Here is an 18,696-nt window from a genome sequence, read left to right as displayed (position 1 = left end):
GATTGAACAACCTGCTTCACCGCCATCAAGAGCACCGCTGTCCAGCACCCACACCAAAAGCTAAACTCGCGCCATAAAACCAAAATAACGACGTGACCTTGCCTGATGAAAATTCACCCTCTACCGCCTCTCAACAGTCTGGTCGCGTTCGAAGCCGCGGCGCGTCATTTGAGTTTTACCCTGGCCGCGCAGGAACTGAACGTCACTCAGGGCGCCATCAGCCGGCAAGTGCGCCTGCTCGAGGATTACCTGGGCAAGGTGCTGTTCGAACGCACCACCCGCACCATTCAACTGAGTCCCGCCGCCAGTCAGTACTACGAGACGGTCCGCGCCTCGCTGCTGCAGGTTGCCCAGGCCACCGGCGAGATTCGTCATTGGCAGGGCGCCGAGCAGGTAACGGTGGCCACCAGTACGGCGATGGCTTCGTTGTGGCTGCTGCCCAAGGTGTCCGAGTTCCAGCGTGAAAACGAAGAGATCGACCTGCGGATCATCGCCCATGATCAGGTCAAGGATTTCTCGCGCCTGGATTGCGATCTGGCGCTGTATTACTGCAGTACTCCGCCCAAGGAAATGCAGGTTACGCCGCTGTTTTCCGAAGAGGTCTACCCGGTGTGCAGCCCGGCCTACCTGGCCAAGCATCCGGCACTGAACAAGCCTGAAGATTTGGCGGCCTGTACCTGGCTGGTGCTCGACGACCCGCAGCGGGACTGGCTGGGCTGGGCCGACTGGTTGCAAAGCCAGGGCCTGAAAAACCTCGAACCCAAGCGTCGGATCAATATCAACAGTTACTCGATGGTGATCCAGTCGGCATTGAACGGCCAGGGCGTTGCGCTGGCCTGGTCGAATCTGGTCGAGGACTATCTGCAGAGCGGTGCGTTGGTGCGACCGCTGCAAGCGACGTTGCGCACCGATGCGCAATTCTGCCTGCTCGAACCGCTGTCCCGTGGCGGGATGCGGCAGAGCGTCAAACGTTTTCGCAGTTGGTTGCTCAATCAGCTCCCGGCGTCGGTTAGCAAATAACGCACCTCCCCAAAGAAAAAAATTCATTGTGGTGAGGGGATTTATCCCCGTTGGGCTGCGAAGCGGCCCCAAAAAAGCTGGGCCTGCTGCGCAGTCCAACGGGGATAAATCCCCTCACCACAGGTTAATCACTCAGTTCCAATTCTTCTAAAAACTCCCCCTCAAAAGCCCGCACTTCCCGTCGCTCCGCGTGTTTGTATTCATGATCAAAAGTCATTAATCCCTCCCGAAATATCGTTTGTCGACACCCCTCGCGTTTTCCCAGAATTGCCGCCAACGGACCGGCCAAATGCGCCTGCCGAAAATTCCAATACCGTGCCCAGCAGGGGAAAACAATAATGACCACCCTTCAACAAATCCCAGTCCAGAATCTCGAAACCGTCCTCAACCCGATCCACGAAGCGACGGGCCTGAGCAACGAGTTCTACACCGAGCAACGCTACTTTGAACTCGAGCGTGATCAGGTCCTGGGCAAGACCTGGGCCTGCGTCGGTTTCGCCAGCGACCTGACCAAGGCCGGCTCCGTGAAACCGGTGGACTTCATGGGCCTGCCGCTGCTGCTGATGCGCAACCGCGAAGGCCTGGTGCAGGTGTTCCACAACGTGTGCAGCCACCGCGGCATGAAGCTGGTGGAAGAGGCGGGCGAAGTGCAGGGCGTGATCCGCTGCCCTTACCACTCCTGGACTTATGACCTGAACGGTGGCCTGCGCGGCACCCCTCACGTCGGCGGCATCGACCAGCACAAGGACGAGCGTTTCGCCTGCGAGAAACACGGCTTGAAGGCTATCCGCAGCGCCATCTGGATGGACATGGTGTTCATCAACCTGTCCGGCGAAGCACAGCCGCTGGAAGACATGCTCGCGCCGCTGACCGCGCGCTGGAGCCAGTTCCTCGGTGAAGACGGCATGAGCCTGCTGAGCCGCCGCCCTGGCCACGACGCCACCGTGCTGGACATCAACTGCAACTGGAAACTGGCCGTCGAGAACTACTGTGAGGCCTACCACCTGCCGTGGGTCCACCCGAGCCTGAACTCCTACTCGCGTCTGGAAGACCACTACAACATCATCGTTGGCGAGCACTTCTCCGGTCAGGGCAGCTACGCCTACAACCTGTCGGACGTCGCCGGTACCCACCTGCCGAAATTCCCGAGCTGGCCGCTGGACCGTCTGCGCAACGCCGAATACGTGGCGTTTTTCCCGAACGTTCTGCTCGGCATCCAGGCCGACCACGCCTTCGCCATGCAGCTAGAGCCAGTGTCGCCGGGCCGCACCATCGAACACCTGCGCCTGTTCTACGTTGGCGACGAAGCGGCCAGCAGCGAAGAGTTCAGCGCCTGCCGCGATGCGATCCTCGAATCCTGGAAAGTGGTGTTCGCCGAAGACATCAGCTCCGTGGAAGGCATGCAGAAAGGCCGTTACTCCCCAGGCTACAAGGGTGGCGCGTTCTCTCCGGAAATGGACATCCCGACGCATTTCTTCCACCAGTGGGCCGCGCGTCAGCTGCTGGCTACCACCGAGTCGGTCTGAGGAGAGTCGTCATGTATCCGATAGCCTCTCACTGGCTCAACTACATCGACGGGCAATGGGTGGACAGCATCCAGCGCCTCACGGTCAACAACCCGGGCACCGCCGAGCCGCTGGCGACCATCGCCCAGGCCACCGTGGTCGACGCCGAGCGCGCCTTGCAGGCAGCCCGTCGCTGCGCCGACAGCGGCGAACTGACCCGCGCACGCCCCGCGCAACGGGTCACCTGGATGCTGCGCATCGCCGAGGAAATTCGTGCGGTGGCCGATGAAGGCGCCTGGGTGCTGTGCCAGGAAAACGGCAAGCGCCTGAGCGATGCCAAGGATGAGTTCATCGAAGCGGCGCGCTACTTCGAGTACTACGCCGGCATGGCGGACAAGATCGAGGGCACCTCGATCCCGCTGGGCAACGGCTACATGGACTTCACCCTGTACGACCCGATGGGCGTCTCGGCGCAGATCGTGCCGTGGAACTTCCCGGTGTCGATCTGTGCCCGTTCCCTTGCCCCGGCCCTGGCGGCCGGCAACGCGGTGGTGATCAAGTCGCCGGAACTGTCGCCGCTGGGCATGTGCGTGCTGATCCGCGCCATCGCCAAGGCCGGCCTGCCAGACGGTGCGGTCAACCTGATTTGCGGCCGTGGTCGCGAAGTGGGTTCGCACCTGGTCGGCCATCGCAGCGTCGACCAGATCGTCTTCACCGGCTCCGTGCCGACCGGCCAGTCGATCCTGCGTGATGCGGCGCAGCATGCGATTCCGAGCGTGATGGAGCTGGGTGGCAAGTCGGCGGCGATCGCTTTTGCCGATGCCAATCTCGAGCAACTGCTGTCCAGCGTGCAGTGGGGCATCTTCTTCAATGCCGGCCAAGTCTGTTCGGCGATGTCGCGACTGCTGGTGCAGCGCGACATCTACGAAGAAGTGGTCGCGGCCGTGGTCGCCATGGCCGAGGGCCTCAGTGTCGGCCTGGGCCAGGACAACGCCGACCTCACGCCGGTGGTCAGCGCCGGGCAACTGGCGGGCATCGAAGCCCTGTGCCGTCGCGCCACCGAAGACGGCGCGGTCGCGGTCACCGGGGGCGAAGCCTTCGCCGATCGCGCCGGACACTTCATGCGTCCGACCGTGTTCCGCGACGTCACGCCAGACATGTGCATCGCCCAGGAAGAGGTGTTCGGACCGGTGTTGGCAATCATGCCGTTCGACACCGAAGAAGAGGCCATCGCCATCGCCAACGGCACCGATTTCGGTCTGGTGGCCGGGGTGTTCACCCAAGACATCAGCCGCGCCATGCGCTGCACCCGCCGCCTGAAATCCGGTCAGGTATTCGTCAACGAATGGTACGCCGGCGGCATCGAAACGCCGTTCGGCGGGGTCGGGTTGTCGGGCTTCGGTCGCGAGAAAGGCCAGGAAGCGCTTTACAGCTATGTGCGCACCAAGAACGTGGCGATTCGGGTCGCCGGGGAGTGAACAGCATGTTCAAGACTTGGCTTTGCATCGTTTGCGGTCTGATTTACGACGAAGCGCTGGGCTGGCCCGAGGACGGGATTCTCGCCGGGACCCGTTGGGAAGATGTGCCCGAAGACTGGATCTGCCCTGAGTGTCACGTAGGCAAGGCTGATTTCGAGATGCTCGATATCAGCGAGTACAAAGAAGCGGTGACTGCCGTTGGCACGCCACCGGCAGCGGTTGCAGTACCTGTGATTGCACCTGTCACCGCGCCGGTTATCGCCGCCGCGCCACGTCAGCCCATCGTCATCATCGGCAGCGGTTATGCCGGTTATGGCCTGGCCCAGGCGTTGCGCAAGGCAGACGCGAAGGTCGAGATCCGCGTGCTGACCCAGGAATCCGGTCACCTGTATTCCAAGCCCGCACTGTCGATCGGTCTGTCCCAGGGCAAGACCGCCGAAGCGCTGTCCGGCGAGTCGCCGCTGGCCATCGAAAAACGCCTGAACATCCGCGTTTATCCGCACTGCACCGTGCAGTCCATCGACAGCTCGGCACGTGTGTTGCGCACCAGCTTTGGTGACATGGAGTACGGCCAGTTGGTGATCGCCAGCGGTGCACAACCGATCCGCCTGCCGATTCAGGGCGAGGCGGGGGCGATGGTCAGCGTCAACAACCTGCAGGACTACCACGGTTTCCGCGAGCGCCTGACCGGCGTGCGGCGGGTGGCGATTCTCGGTGACGGCCTGATCGGCTGCGAGTTCGCCAACGACCTGGCGCACAACGGTTTCGAAGTGGATGTCATTGGTCTCGGTCGCTGGCCGATGGAGCGTCTGTTGCCCGTCGAAGCAGGGGAGGTGCTGCAAGGAGCGTTGAGTGATCTGGGCGTGAAGTGGCACCTGCAGAACACCGTGAACGCCATTGAATCGAGCGGGCAGGGCTATGTGCTGAAGCTTGCTGGCGGTGAGACGCTGACGGCTGATCTGGTGCTGTCGGCGGTCGGGCTGCGTCCTGATCTGAGCCTGGCGCAGAGCGCTGGTCTGGCGGTCGGGCGGGGCATTCAAGTGAACGCCCAGCTGCAGACTTCGGCACCGGGCATCTACGCCCTGGGCGATTGCATCGAGATCGGCGGGCAGTTGCTGCCGTATCTGGCGCCGATCAACCAGGGCATCCAGGCACTGAGCAAAACCCTGCTCGGTCAGCCGACGGCGGTGGATTACCCGCTGATGCCGGTGACGGTGAAAACCCCGGCCGCGCCGCTGTGCCTGTTGGCCCCGGCCGTGGCGGGCGCAGGTGAATGGCGATGCACCCCGACTCAGGACGGCATGAGCGCAAGCTTCTTTGACACCGAAGGCAGGCTCAACGGCTTTGTCCTTCTGGGGCGTCAAGCGCAAACCCAGCGCAGCACATTGCTGCAGTCCTGTCAGAACACTCAGCAGGCTGTCGCCTGAGGCCGTACACATGAAAAATTCGATCAATTTGCCTTTCGACGATTCGAGCTGCGGCTGGTACGCAGCCTTGCCCGAACAACCGGCGTGCACACGCCTGTCCGGCGATCAGCGTGCCGACTACGCGGTGATCGGCGCAGGCTTTGCCGGCCTGGCTGCCGCCCGCCGACTGGCCCAGCATCACCCGCAGGCGCGGATTCTGTTGGTGGATGCGCAGCGGGTCGCCCATGGCGCTTCCGGTCGCAACTCGGGGTTCGTCATCGACCTGCCGCACAAATTTGCGCTGGAGCATCCGGACCCTGCGCACAAACAGCGCCTGCTGTCGCTCAACCGCTCGGCCATCGCCCAGCTAGAGGGGCTGGTGAAAGAGCACCGCATCGATTGCCAGTGGTCCCACGCCGGCAAATATCAGGGCGCGGTCGGCCCTCGAGGCATGGCTTACCTGGATCACTTCGAGCGGCTGATGACTGACCTGGGCGAACCGTTTCGCCGGGTCGGCACCGCCGAGCTGGCCGGTGTGTTGGGCACCCAACATTACAGCGGCGCGATCTACACCCCGGGCTGCTACCTGATGCAACCGGCGGCGCTGGTCACCGGCCTTGCCCGCTCGTTGCCGGAGAATGTCGAGTTGCTGCAGGAGTCGCCGATCCAGCGTCTGGAGCGCGACGGTCGTGGCGGCTGGATTCTGCATGGCACCAACGGCGTGATTCGCACGCCGCAGCTGCTGCTGGGCACCAGCATCTTCACTCAGGAGTTCGGCTACCTGCGTAACCGTCTGCTGCCGGTAATGACCTTCGCCAGCTGGACCCGTCCGCTGACCGATGCGGAACTGGCCACCTACGGCGGGCAACTGGACTGGGGGCTGACCCCGGCGGATCACGCCGGCACCACGGTGCGCATGACCCAGGATCGCCGTCTGATCATCCGCAACACCTACAAGCACGTGCCCAAGTACGGGCGCAGCACCAGCGATGCCATGCGCCTGCGGATTCGCGAGTCCCACCGCAAAGCCTTCCAGTCGCGCTTCCCGCAACTGGCCGACGTGCCGTTCAGCCACACCTGGGGCGGGGTTTACGCGATCTCGCGCAACTTCACCAACTTCTTCGGCGAGCTGGAACCGGGCGTTCACGCCTCTGCTTGCGACAACGGTGTGGGCGCGGCGTGGGGCACGATTTCCGGGACGATGCTGGCGGACCTGGCCGTGGGTGCCGATTCGGCGCAGTTGAATGACATCCGCGCGGTGACCGGCATGCCGTCGCTCAATCCGCCGGAGCCGTTCCTCGGCCTGGGCGTGCGCTCGCGCATTCATCTGGCGGCGTGGAACAGCCGGAGCGAGTTATGAGTGCGGCGGGTAAAGGTCGGGTTCTGCGTATCGATTACAAGGATCTGGATTTCACTTTCCGCGGCGGCCCACCCGGCGCCGCCTTCGTGGCCCGGGCTCTGAGCAATGAAATCTCGCCGAACATCGGCGTGGGTTTTGCGCGCTGGGAAGGGGCGCAAGTGGCCTGGACGGTGCTTTATGACGAGGTGATTTTCGTGATTGAGGGCTGCTTCGAGTTGCGGGTGGGGGAGGAGTTGTTTGAGGTCACTCCGGGTCAGTTGTTGTGGATTCCCGAAGGGACGGAGCTTGAGTATGGCGGGCATGCGTTGTTCGGTTATGTCGTGCATCCGGGGAACTGGAAAGAGCTTCACGGGTTGGCCTGAGATAACTGCCAGGTCTCACATTTCCTTCTTTTCGGAATCGGCATCGTGTTTGGACTGACGAAGACGTTCGGCGCGCTGTATCTGGCCAGCCTGATGATGCAGCTGGGATCGATGCTGCTGATGACCTTTCTGGCCTTGCGCCTGAATGTTCTGGGCGCATCGGAAACGGCGGGCGGCGCGTTGATGGCCGCCAATGCCCTGGGCATGGTGGTGGGCGGTTGGGTCGGTCGCAGCCTGATCGCGCAGGTGGGGCACATCCGCACCTACTCGGCCTGTGCCGGGATCATTGCGGCCGCGGTGTTGGCCCATGAATTCAGCACTGCGCTGCCGTTCTGGCTGGTGCTGCGCGGGTTGGTAGGGCTGGCGATGATGTGCCAGTTGATGGTGCTGGAAAGCTGGCTCAACGATCAGGCTAAAGCTGATCAGCGTGGCAGTGTCCTGGCGCTGTACATGGTCGCCAGTTACGTAGGAATGATGCTCGGCAATCTGGCTTTGAGCCTGGATGAAGGCTTGGGTATTCGAGCTTTGCTCGGGGTGGCGATGGTGTTCGCTTTGGGTTCGGTGCCAGTGGCGCTGACCCGCAGCATGCACCCGACGGCGGTGCCGGCGGCGTCCATCGATCTGCGTCTGTTCCTGCGCCGGATTCCCCAGTCGCTGGTGACCATTCTGATGTCGGGCATGCTCAACGGCGCTTTCTACGGGCTGGCCGCGATCTATGCAAGCAAGCAGGGGCTGACGACAGCTCAGGTCGGGCAATTCATGGCCTTGTCCATCGGGGCCGGGTTGTTGGCGCAATTGCCGCTGGGCTGGCTGTCGGATCGCTTGCCCCGCGCCAGCCTGATTCGCGCGGTGGCGGTGTTGTTGATCATCATCAGTCTGCCCCTGGCGTTCAACCAGAGCCCCTCGTTCGTCACCTTGCTGTTGTTCGGCGCCGGCGTGGGCTTTCTACAGTTTTGCCTGTATCCATTGGGCGTGGCGCTGGCCAACGACAACATGGAACCGGCATTGCGCGTATCGCTCTCGGGCATGCTGCTGATCACGTTCGGCGTCGGTGCCTGCTTCGGGCCGCTGATTGCGGGTGCGCTGATGGAGCATCTGGGGACGTCGAGTTTTTACTTCTTCTACGCCGGAAGTGCGTTGCTGCTCGCGGTGTTTGTGGGGCAGGCAAAAGTCACCGGCAAGCACCTGCAAAAGGACGCGCCATTGCAGCATCCGGTGACGCCCAACGGGATTGCCAGCTCTAACCTGGTGGCGGTGTGTGAGGTCGTGGCGCAGGGCAAGGATCAGCGTTGAACGAACGGATTCATTGATGCGTTTTTCTCATGAGTCGGTGACGAAATATGGTTTGAAGGAGTCTCTGGATTCAATCATCTTGGCCATGCTGCCAAAACCGAGTTAGACCGGAATTAACTGCAGTCAAATACCTGCATACAGTAATTACGCCCTTAAACAAAAACAAAAGGGGAAAACAATGCGTGCTCAATCCGGCATGTTGAAAGGCCTTAATCCGACTGTGACTGTGGCTTCCATCGTGGGAGTTATCATATTCGTATTATTTTGTGCATTTAAAGACCAACAGGCAGTCAAAGCGTTCGAAGCGGCTTCCGCGTTTATTCTGCATAACTTCAAGTGGTATTACCTGGCACTGATCAGTGGTGTGCTGGGTCTGCTGCTGTACATCTCCGTCAGCCGTTTCGGCAACCTCAAACTGGGCGGTGAACATGACCGGCCCGAGTTCAGTTTCGCTTCCTGGATCGCCATGCTGTTCAGCGCCGGCATGGGCATCGGCCTGATCTTCTGGTCGGTGGCCGAACCCATGCTGCATTACGCCGACAACCCGTTCTCCAAGGGCTTGACCGACGAATCGGCAACCATGGCGATGCGCATCACCCTGTTCCACTGGGGCCTGCACCCTTGGGCGATCTTCTCCATGATCGGCCTGAGCCTCGCTTACTTCGCCTATCGCAAAGGCTTGCCGCTGGCGCTGCGTTCGCTGCTGTATCCGCTGATTGGCGACCGCATTTATGGCTGGATCGGTCATGTGGTCGACATTATGGGCGTGATTATTACCGCCTTTGGTGTTTCCCAGTCTTTGGGTTTGGGCGTGGTTCAAATCAATACCGGTTTGCATAATGTTTTTGGTGTGCCGGTCAGTGTTGCGTTGCAGTTGTCCATTATTCTGTTTGTCAGTGTTGTGGCCTGTATTTCGCTGGTTGCCGGTTTGTCCAAAGGCATGAAGCGTATATCGACGCTTAATATGTATCTGTCGTTTATTTTGATGTTTGCGGTACTTGCTCTTGGGCCGACCCGTTACATTCTTAACTTGATGTTTGAGTCGACCGGGGACTATGTACAGAACATCGTCGGTTTGAGTTTCTGGATGGATGCTCAGAAGGACACCGAATGGCAGAACTGGTGGACGGCGTTCTACTGGCCGTGGTGGATGACCTGGGGTCCGTTCGTGGGGCTGTTCATTGCGCGTATCTCCAAGGGCCGGACTATCCGTGAATTGGTGATCGGTGCGCTGGTGGTGCCGACCATGGTGACCATTCTGTGGATGTCGGTGTTCGGTGGTGCGGCGTTGAAGAACGAGCAGCAGGATCGCCAGGCGTATCAGGCGTCCGTTGCGGCGCAGACCATGGTTGGGGAGCAGCCGAAGTTCGAAGGTGGCACCGTGTTGCTGGCTACCAAGAAAGAGACTACGGCGGCGATGTTCACGCTGTTGCAGAAGCTGGATGGCCAGACCATTGGTGCGGCGTTGTCGATCCTGGTGTGTGTATTGCTCGGGGTGCACTTCGTGACCACGGCGGATGCGGGGACCCAGGTGTTGTGCACCTTGTGCGCGCTGGGCAGCACCAATCCGCCGAACTGGATCAGGTTGTTGTGGTGCATTCTGGAAGGGGCGATTGCGGCGGGGTTGTTGCTGGCCGGTGGGTTGAAGGCGATTCAGATGGCGAGTATTGCGGCGGGGTTGCCGATTGCGATGCTGTTGCTGGTGATGTCGTATACGTTGCTGCATAGCCTGCGGCGGGAGATGCCTGCGTTGCCGGCTTGGACGCCTTCGATGGAGGTTGAGCCTGAGGTTGTTGTTGATCGTCGTGAGGTTGTTGCTGCTCGGGCTTACTGATCGGGTACATATCCGTTTCTTCGGTAACGGCTGCTTATGGTTCCGCCCTTACGGCGGGTTACTTGGAAGAGCGCCAAGTAACCAAGCGCTTTTATCCCCTGACGTACGGCCCTTCGCTTAGGCTCAGGGTTCCCTCCCTCCGGTCCTGCTCCGTGGGCCCGCCGCCATCGGCCATCCATGGCCGGGGGCGGCTAACCCGGCATCCATACCGGGTTGCCCACTGCGCAGAACCTCCACTCGGCCTTCCGACGGGGCACCTCAAAAGCGAGGCGGCCTACCGGCCGGCCTGATCGGGGTTGGTCCGTGTAGGAGCCGAGCTTGCTCGCGATGCATGCCAGGGCGCCGCGGGGCATCAGGTAGCCCGCGTCATCGTTGGCCACCATCGCGAACATGTTCGCTCCTACAGTGGTTTGGTGTGGATCACAGATCTGGTGTTCTCCACAGAACCTGTGGGAGCTGGCTTGCCAGCGATGGCAGCCTGACAGCCGACCTGATTTCCCGGGTGTACCCAAAAACCAAATGTGGGAGCGAGCCTGCTCGCGATAAATGTCCAGACACCGCAGGGTTTCAGGCAGCCCGCGTCATCGTTATCGACCATCGCGAGCAGGCTCGCTCCCACAGAGGTAACAGGCTCTTCTGTAGGAGCCGAGCTTGCTCGCGATGAACGAGAAAACACCGCGGGGCATCAGACAGCCAGCGTCATCGTTGACGACCATCGCGAGCATGCTCGCTCCTACAGATGCACGCGACATTCGCCCCCTCGTGAGGCCGAGTGGAGGTTCTGCGGAGTGGGCAACCCGGCATGGATGCCGGGTTAGCCGCCGCCGGCCATGGATGGCCGATGGCGGCGGGCCCACGGAGCAGGACCGGAAGGAGGGCATACCGAGCCACAGCGAGGCACCGTACGTCAGGGGCACGAGCGCTTTGGTTACTTGGCGCTTTTCGAAAGTGACCCGCTGTAAGAGCGGAACCAATAGCGGCCGTTACCAAAAAAACGGATATTCACCCCAACCAAAAACGTCCCACATTCCCACGCTTTTTGACAACAGTGAATGTCCCACACCCATCTGTTTCGCCCACCCCCAAACCCCTAGCATCGTCTCCAACAACCCAACCCAACGAGACGATACCACCATGAACATCTCAAAACTCGCAATCATCTTCGCCCTCGGTTGCCTCGGCACCCAAGCCTTCGCCGAAGAAAACAAATCCCCGGTCGAGACCTACAGCTATGGAGCAAACCTGGACATAAAAAAAGTCATCACCATCACCGACATCCCCAACAACATCTGCGGACCGGTGTCAGCGCAAATGACCTACGAAGACTCCAGCGGTCAACGCCACGTGATGCAATACCAGGTCATGGGCAACGGCTGTTCCAACGGTTGATCCGCGTGCGGAAGATGGAGGGTCGACACTCCATCCGGGCGCTGCGACTCACTTGAGCAACACCTTCTTTTTTGACGCACAGGCAATTTTTTCATCGGCAGCCAACAACCCGGGCACGTAGTCCTTCAGGAACTCCACCCAGGTTTTTATTTTTGCATCGACGAACTTTCGCGAAGGGTAGATGGCGAACAGGTTCAACTCTTCGAATTGATAGTGCGGCAACACCCGCACCAGGGCGCCGGACTTCAACCCCGCAACGGCAGACGCCACCGGCTGAATACCGATCCCCATGCCATGGATGAGGGCGATGGTCATGGCGTCGGCGGTGTTGATCTGAAAGGGTGATACCGGAACGCTGATAGTCTCCGCGCCTTGCGGCCCGTCGAACACCCAATGCTCCACCGGCATCGGCGTGTTCACCATTCTCAGGCAGTCGTGCTCGCGCAACGAAGCCGGCGTCTTGGGCATTCCGCGTTTTTCCAGATACTTGGGCGAAGCGCACAGAATGCTGTAGGTGGTGCCCAGCCGCTGGGCGACAAACCCCGAATCCGGCAGGTCACGGGCCAGCACGATCGACATGTCGAAACCTTCCTCCAGCAGATCGGGCAGCCGATTGGTCAGTGTCAGGTCAAACTGCACCGAAGGATGAGTCTCGCGGTATTTGGCGATGGCATCGATCACGTAATGATTGCCGATGGCCGACATCGAATGAATCTTCAGCCGCCCCACGGGGGTGATCTGCGCGGTTCCCGCTTCTTCCTCCGCCTCACGCAACTCTTCCAGAATCCTTTCGCAGCGCAGCAGATACCGCGTGCCGGCTTCGGTCAGGGCCAGGCGTCGGGTGGTGCGGTTGATCAGGCGCGTGCGCAGCCGGGTTTCCAGGCTCGAAACGGCCTTGGAGACGTTGGTCGTGGTGGTGTCCAGCATATTGGCCGCCGCCGTGAAGCTGCCGCTCTGGGCCACCGCCACGAAAAATCGCATGGTCTGGAACACATCCATGGTTTTCACCTCTTGAAGGACGCCGCAGATTATAGGATTTGGCGCGAACAATGATTCGCGAGGGCAAAAAAAGAGCGGCTGTTTCAAGAGCCGCTCCTAGGACAGGCATCAGTATGTGGGTGAAAGCAACAGGTGAACACCGTTGTCCACCGCCGAGTTGAAGCGTATCCGCGTGGTGATGTCCTGGCGGATCTCATGCATTGCCCGGTGGGGCAGGGTCGAGATGTCGATGTTCTGCTGGATATGGCTCAGGGACGTGGAGGTCGTAAGGAACGCCGTACCACGCTGCACCGCCCAGGCCAACGCCACCTGCGCCGGAGTCTTCTGCAGACGCCGGGCCATTTGATTCAGCACCAGGTTTTTCGCGATTTTCGGCTCAAGCCCATGGCCCAGTGGCGCATAGGCCTGAAACACGATGCCGTGTTGCTGGCAGAACTCCAGCAGCTCCCATTGCGGCAGATAAGGGTGGGCTTCCACCTGCACCACGGCGGGCTTGATCCGCGCCACAGCGAGCACTTCCTGCAAGGCCGGCAGGGTGATGTTGGACAGGCCGATGGACTTGCAGCGGCCTTTGTCCACTAGGCGCTCCATGGCCCGCCAGGTGTCAATCAGGGTCACGCCCGAGTCGTAGAGGACATGGCCAAAGGCGTCCATGGGGTACTGGTCGTCACCGGCCCGAAAGGCAAACGGCGTCTGGACCAGGTAGCAATCGAGGTAGTCGACCTGAAGCCGTTCGAGGCTGGCCTCGAAGGCCGGCAATACCCGCTGCGGATGATGATTGTTGTTCCACAGTTTGCCGATGATGAACAGCTCCTCGCGCCGCGCCTTTCCGGTTTCCAGGAAGGCCTTCAAAGCTTCGCCCACCTGGGCTTCATTGCCAAAACGCTCGGCACAGTCGAGCAGGCGAAACCCGCTTTGCAGCGCGTGGGTCACGGCCTCGGTGGTGATCCCGCGATCTTCGAACAGGGTGCCGAAACCCACGGCGGGCAAGGTGCCTGAGCCGTTGTTCAGGGCGTATCGGGTGATGGGCAGTTCATCAAAAAACGGTTCGTAGGACATATGTACTCCGGTTTTGCCGACCGCCATCGCCAATGCGACGGTGGCCTCTGTGGAATGAATTACTGATACGAGGGATGAGCCGTCTCGCGACTGGCAACCTTCTGGTCGAACACGCCGACGGCATTGCCGCCCAGCGCCACGTACAGCTGCACGGTGTCGAGGTACTGCGCGGTCTTGGCGCGGATGTGTCCGAGCAACGCCTGCTCGTAAGCCCGTTCCGCTTCGAGCACCTGAAGGATGCTGTTCTCGCCCTGGGCGTAAGCCTGCTGGTTCAGGTGAAAGCTGGTTTCGGCGGAGTGCAACGCGTCGTCCTGGGCGCGGAATTCCTCGGCGTCATGGTTGATGGCTTGCAGCGTGTCGGCGACCTGGCCAAACGAGCTGATCACGGTCTGCTGATAGCCGGCCAGGGTCGCGTTGTAGCCCTCGACCGCGGCCTGGCGCTCAGCCTTGAGCGTGCCGCCGTTGAAGATCGGCGCGGTGATCCCGGCGGCGAAACCCCAGAGCGCCGCGCCGCCATTGCCGGAAGCGGCCTGGAGCAGGGAGGCCGACAGCGTCACCTTCGGATAAAGGTTGGCGGTCGCCACGCCCACGGCGGCGCTGGCGATATGCAGTTGGGCCTCGGCCTGCTGGATGTCCGGCCGGTTGCGCGCCATCTCCGACGGCAGGCTGACCGGCAAATTGCCTGGCAGGGTGAACTCGGCCAGATCGAACTGCGGCGCGATCCAGTCCGCCGGGCCTTTGCCGGTCAGGATCGACAGCGCATGGGTGGCGGCATCACGCTGCTGGGCCAGCGGCGGCAACAGAGTGCGGTCCTGGGCCAGACGGGTTTCGGCCAGCGAAACATCGATCTGGGTGGTGGCGCCATTGAGATGTGCCGCGCGCACCAGTTCGAGGTTTTTCGTGTCGTTGGCCAGCAGCTTTTCCACGGCCTTGATCTGCTCGTTGGCCGAGGCCACCAGCAACGCCTGACTGGCGACGTCGGCAGTCAGGGTCAGATACGCGGCGTCGTAGCGACGTTTTTGCAGATCGGTGAACGCCTGCTGTTCTTCGACTTCGCGCTTGATGCCACCGAAGACATCCAGATCGAAACCGACCCGAGGCCCGATGGCATAGAAGTTGGAGATCGAAGGGTCCTTGGCGTTGTGCACCCGCTGGCGACCGGCGGTGGCGCCGAAGTCGACCTGCGGATACAGCGCGCCTTCCGAGGCGGCCACGGAGGCGGCGGCCTGACGAATGGTTGCGTCGGCGGCCACCAGTTCCAGGTTGCCTTCGATGGCCCGACGCATGACCTGATCGAGCTTGGGCGAGCGCAGGGCCGACCACCATTGTCCGGTGATCTGCTTGCCGTACTGGATGTTTTGGCCAAGGCTGTGCTCGGCCTGTTGGTCGAAGTGCTGCGAAGCGCTGTCGGCTGGGGCCTTGAAGTCGGGGCCGACAGTACAGGCCGAGAGGAAAACAATTACCGACAGCGCACTGAGTTTTGCCGGGATACGCGACTGGAACGAATGACTGGATTTCATTTGGCACACTCCACGAACTAGTTGGTCGCTGCGGGTTTGCGAAGAAAAATCACCAGCGGGCTCACCACGAGCATCGCCACCATCAAAATCTTGAACTGGTCGATCACCGCGATGAACGCGGCCTGGTGGGTCACCAAATGGTTGATCCCCTCAAGGGCCGGCAACGACATCGACGCGCCATGCGATGCGGCGGTGTAGGGCGTGATGTTGGCGCCCAATGCCTGGTGCATCGCCTGGGTGTTGTTGAAGAAGTAGATCTGCACGATGGCCACGCCCAGGGTGCTGCCGTAGGAACGCAGCAGGTTGAACAGGCCGGTGCCTTCCGGGCGCAGTTTCGGGTCCAGGGTGCTGAACGCCACCTTGGCCAGCGACGCCATCGACATGCCGATGCCGATCCCTTGCAAAGCACCGGCAATCGCCACTGGCGGCCAGTCCATCAGGGGCGAATAGGCGAGCATCAGCCAATTGGCGTAGATCACCAGGGCAACCCCTGCCGCTACGAAGAACCGTCGGTCGAAACGCTCGGGAAGACGCCCGGTCAACAGAAACGCCATGACCAGCCCGGCACCGCGCGGCAGGGTCAGGGCGCCCGTGGTGTCAGGCGGGTAACCGAGGATTTCGTCGAGCATCGGCGAGGTCAGGGCCATGGTCGACAGCAACACGAAACCGATGGCGAAGAAGATGATCGTCGACAGCACGAAGTTGCGATCGCCCAGCAGGCTCTTGTTGAAGAAATGCACCTTGCGGGTCAGCACGTGGACGAAGAACCAGTACGCGCCCAATGCACAGGCGATTGCCTCGATCCAGATTTCCGGCGAGTCGAACCAGTCCATGCGTTCGCCACGGTCGAGCAGCATCTGCAGGCTGATCATCGCCAGGGTGAAGCTGCCGAAGCCTGTGAAGTCGAAGGTCGGCGCCTTCTCGGCTTTTTTCTCGGCGAGCAACAGGGCGATCACCATGAAGATGTACGCCGACAGCGGCAGGCTGATGTAGAAGATCGGCCGCCAGTCGAAATGCTCGGCGATCCAGCCGCCGATGCTCGGACCGGTGGCGATGCCCAGCAGCACGATGGCGGTCCAGGTCGCGCCGAACTTCATGCGCTTCTCCGGTGCCAGGGTTTCCAGGGCGATCGCCATCGACAGCGGCGCCAATACACCGCTGGCCAGACCCTGGATGATCCGCGCGCCGATGAATTCCAGCGGCGTGTCGGATACTGTCGTGAGCAGCGTACCCAGTGCGAAGACGACCAAGGCAGTCTGGTAAACCCGCTTCACGCCAAAGCGGCCGGCGAGCCACTGGGCAATCGGCATGGTGATCGCGCTGGCGGCCAGGTAGGCGGTGAAAATCCAGCCCGCCTGATCGTCGGTCATCGACAGGCTGCCCTGAATCAACCGGAGCACCGCGTTCGGAAGCGGCAGGTTCGCCGACTGCATGTAAGTCGTGAGCAACACGGCGAACCTGAGCGAACCGGCGGCGCGGCTGCCCGCGCTCCCACTCGCATTGGCGTTCATCAGAAGTTACCTGCGGTCAGCAACGACTTGAGCGGGCTCCACCACGGCGTGCGGTGGCCGGTGTCGACTTTCACGGTGGCGCTGGTGCCCGAGAACAGCGGCAGGGCAGGGTCGATTTCATCCAGTTCGAGGCGAACCGGAACCCGCTGAACCACCTTCACCCAGTTGCCGGTGGCGTTTTCCGGCGGCAGCAGGGAGAAGTCCGAACCGGCGCCGGGGCTCATGCTGGTGACGTGGGCCTTGAACACGCGATCCGGGTAGGTGTCGATGCTGATGGTCGCTTCCTGGCCCGGGCGCATGTGGGTGACCTGGGTTTCGCGGAAGTTGGCCTCGACCCAGATCTCGTGATCGGAAATCAGCGCAAAGGCTGCCGCGCCGTTGTTCAGGTAGTTGCCCACCTGCAAGTCATCGACCTTGGCGACGATGCCGTCAGCCGGTGCATAAACGGTGGCGTAGGACATATACAGCTGCGCTTCATCGAGCTGCGCCTTGGCTTCGCGCACCGTCGGGTGGTTGTCTGCGTCGATGTTCGGGTTGCCATTCAGAGCGACTACGGTGCTGGCGATCTGTTGTTCGATCGAGTTGATGCGCTGGCGGGAAATCTTCAGGTCGGTTTCGGAACGCTCATAGATGGACTTGGACACGAACTCGGTCGCGACCAGGGCCTTTTTGCGGGCGAATTCCTTTTGGTCGAAGTCGGCGGATTCCTTGGCCGACTGCAGGTCCGCCTGTTGCTGGCGATAGCTGGCCTTCAGGCCGTCGATGCGCAGCCGCGCAACATTGAGCTGCGCTTGGGCGCGGTCAATGGCGATCTGCAGGGGCTTGGGGTCGATGCGAAACAGCACCTGGCCCTTGTGCACCTGCTGGTTGTCCTCGACGGCGATTTCCACCACCTGTCCGGAAATTCGCGCATTGATCGAAGCCTTGGCCACCCGGGCGTAAGCGTTGTCGGTGGTGACGAAGGGTTCGCCGGCGACGTATTTACCGTAGCCGATGACGGCGGCCAGGGCCGGCACGCCGAACATCAGCCAGGGGCGCAGTTTTTCCTTGAACGGTTTCTTGATCCGCTGCGGCTGCTCGAAGTTCTGCGAAGCGGGGATGTCGAACTGTTGGGTCATGATCGATACACCTCAAAACGAATAATTGCTGTGAGAAAGCAAACCCGTGCGCGGTGGGGAGGGTTGCTCCGCCGCACTCGTTTCGTCGCCGCTATAGCCGTTTTGAGCTGCGCTTCAACAAACGTTCAATTGAAGGAACTTCTGGTTCCTTAATTTTGTGCGATGGTGTAAGAATATCCCTGCATTCACCCTTCCACAAGGATTTTGTACGACATGGCACAAAATAAAACTTCCGAAGGCAAAGGCCGTGGCCGGCCCCGCGCCTACGACCCCGAGACAGCGCTGCAGCAAGCGCTTGGTGTGTTCTGGAATACCGGTTATTCCGGGGCATCCCTGGACAGCATCGCCCACGCCGCCGGCATGAACCGGCCGAGCCTGTATGCAGCGTTCGGCGATAAACACGCGCTGTACCTCAAGGCGCTGGAGCAGTACTGGGCAGTCGCCCACGCCGACATGCACCAGGCGCTGGCGGACGACGAGCTGTCGTTGCGTGAGGCACTGACGCGCTTTTATGAAGGGCAGCTGTCGATCTATTACTCCGGCGAGGGTCAGGCCCGGGGCTGCTTCGCCATCGGCACCGCGACCACCGAAGCGGTGGAGGACCCGGAAATCCGCGAAGTGCTGTCCGACAGGCTCAGTCGTCTCGACGCCGATCTGGAAGTACGGCTGCGCAAGGCCGTCGAGTCCGGCGAATTGAAGGACGATGTGGATGTCGGCGCTCTGGCGGTTCTCGCTTCATCGTTGCTGCACAGCATTTCGATCCGCGCCCGGGCCGGCAAACCCCGTGAAGAACTGAGCGAGCTGGCGCGCAACGCGGTCAACCTGATCTGTGGCGGGTGAGG

15 protein-coding genes and 1 pseudogene are annotated in these 18,696 nt (G+C 61.3%); 11 read left to right on the top strand and 5 right to left on the bottom strand.

The annotated features are described in order from the left end of the window. Positions 1–105: 105 nt before the first annotated feature. From K9857_RS08955 to K9857_RS08910, 10 genes and pseudogenes are all read left to right on the top strand, one after another. Positions 106–1,020, top strand: coding sequence for a LysR substrate-binding domain-containing protein (locus tag K9857_RS08955; RefSeq protein ID WP_224534972.1), 915 nt, complete (start codon positions 106–108; stop codon positions 1,018–1,020). A 338-nt stretch (positions 1,021–1,358) separates the two neighbouring features. After that, positions 1,359–2,546 carry an aromatic ring-hydroxylating oxygenase subunit alpha gene (locus K9857_RS08950; RefSeq protein WP_224534969.1) on the top strand — a complete coding sequence of 396 codons (1,188 nt, stop codon included), beginning with the start codon at positions 1,359–1,361 and terminating at the stop codon, positions 2,544–2,546. A gap of 11 nt (positions 2,547–2,557) precedes the next feature. Beyond that, positions 2,558–4,003 (top strand): aldehyde dehydrogenase family protein, encoded by a 1,446-nt coding sequence (locus K9857_RS08945; RefSeq protein WP_224534968.1) that lies wholly within the window; start codon positions 2,558–2,560, stop codon positions 4,001–4,003. Positions 4,004–4,008: 5 nt separating this feature from the next. Next, a pseudogene (locus K9857_RS08940) lies at positions 4,009–4,173 on the top strand (rubredoxin); the annotation flags it as partial. Beyond that, the gene (locus K9857_RS08935) at positions 4,162–5,430 is read left to right on the top strand and encodes an FAD-dependent oxidoreductase (RefSeq protein ID WP_224535012.1); all 1,269 of its coding nucleotides are present in this window, start codon (positions 4,162–4,164) and stop codon (positions 5,428–5,430) included. The pseudogene K9857_RS08940 and the gene K9857_RS08935, both read left to right, overlap by 12 nt. Positions 5,431–5,440: 10 nt before the next feature. After that, complete coding sequence (locus K9857_RS08930; protein ID WP_224534966.1) at positions 5,441–6,769, top strand: NAD(P)/FAD-dependent oxidoreductase; 1,329 nt, start codon at positions 5,441–5,443, stop codon at positions 6,767–6,769. After that, positions 6,766–7,131: an ethanolamine utilization protein EutQ gene (locus tag K9857_RS08925; protein WP_224534963.1), complete on the top strand. Its 366-nt coding sequence runs from the start codon at positions 6,766–6,768 to the stop codon at positions 7,129–7,131. The genes K9857_RS08930 and K9857_RS08925 overlap by 4 nt, the downstream gene beginning before the upstream one ends. Before the next feature lie 45 nt (positions 7,132–7,176). Next, a complete protein-coding gene (locus K9857_RS08920; protein ID WP_224534961.1) occupies positions 7,177–8,424 on the top strand; it encodes an MFS transporter in 1,248 nt (415 codons plus the stop codon). 178 nt (positions 8,425–8,602) lie between these two features. After that, positions 8,603–10,258: a BCCT family transporter gene (locus tag K9857_RS08915; RefSeq protein WP_224534959.1), complete on the top strand. Its 1,656-nt coding sequence runs from the start codon at positions 8,603–8,605 to the stop codon at positions 10,256–10,258. A 1,134-nt stretch (positions 10,259–11,392) separates the two neighbouring features. Continuing rightward, positions 11,393–11,647 carry a DUF2790 domain-containing protein gene (locus K9857_RS08910; RefSeq protein WP_224534957.1) on the top strand — a complete coding sequence of 85 codons (255 nt, stop codon included), beginning with the start codon at positions 11,393–11,395 and terminating at the stop codon, positions 11,645–11,647. A gap of 48 nt (positions 11,648–11,695) precedes the next feature. Here K9857_RS08910 and K9857_RS08905 read toward each other — a convergent pair whose 3' ends face one another. The 5 genes from K9857_RS08905 to K9857_RS08885 all read right to left on the bottom strand — a co-directional run bounded on the left by K9857_RS08905 (position 11,696) and on the right by K9857_RS08885 (position 17,854). Then, positions 11,696–12,646, bottom strand: coding sequence for a LysR family transcriptional regulator (locus K9857_RS08905; RefSeq protein ID WP_224534955.1), 951 nt, complete (start codon positions 12,644–12,646; stop codon positions 11,696–11,698). A gap of 108 nt (positions 12,647–12,754) precedes the next feature. After that, complete coding sequence (locus tag K9857_RS08900) at positions 12,755–13,705, bottom strand: aldo/keto reductase (protein WP_224534952.1); 951 nt, start codon at positions 13,703–13,705, stop codon at positions 12,755–12,757. A gap of 59 nt (positions 13,706–13,764) precedes the next feature. Next, positions 13,765–15,225, bottom strand: a complete 1,461-nt coding sequence (locus tag K9857_RS08895) for an efflux transporter outer membrane subunit (protein ID WP_224534950.1) — start codon at positions 15,223–15,225, stop codon at positions 13,765–13,767. A 17-nt stretch (positions 15,226–15,242) separates the two neighbouring features. Continuing rightward, the gene (locus tag K9857_RS08890; protein ID WP_224534948.1) at positions 15,243–16,736 is read right to left on the bottom strand and encodes a DHA2 family efflux MFS transporter permease subunit; all 1,494 of its coding nucleotides are present in this window, start codon (positions 16,734–16,736) and stop codon (positions 15,243–15,245) included. Next, a complete protein-coding gene (locus K9857_RS08885; RefSeq protein ID WP_224534946.1) occupies positions 16,736–17,854 on the bottom strand; it encodes an HlyD family secretion protein in 1,119 nt (372 codons plus the stop codon). Before K9857_RS08885 ends, K9857_RS08890 begins: the two co-directional genes overlap by 1 nt. A gap of 213 nt (positions 17,855–18,067) precedes the next feature. Here K9857_RS08885 and K9857_RS08880 point away from each other — a divergent pair, with 213 nt between their 5' ends. After that, positions 18,068–18,694: a TetR/AcrR family transcriptional regulator gene (locus K9857_RS08880; protein WP_224534944.1), complete on the top strand. Its 627-nt coding sequence runs from the start codon at positions 18,068–18,070 to the stop codon at positions 18,692–18,694. The last annotated feature ends 2 nt before the right edge of the window (positions 18,695–18,696 follow it).

Origin of the sequence: Pseudomonas sp. REP124, from assembly GCF_020164475.1 — a bacterium.
Taxonomy (GTDB): domain Bacteria; phylum Pseudomonadota; class Gammaproteobacteria; order Pseudomonadales; family Pseudomonadaceae; genus Aquipseudomonas.
This window is presented reverse-complemented; position numbering and strand designations above follow the sequence as displayed.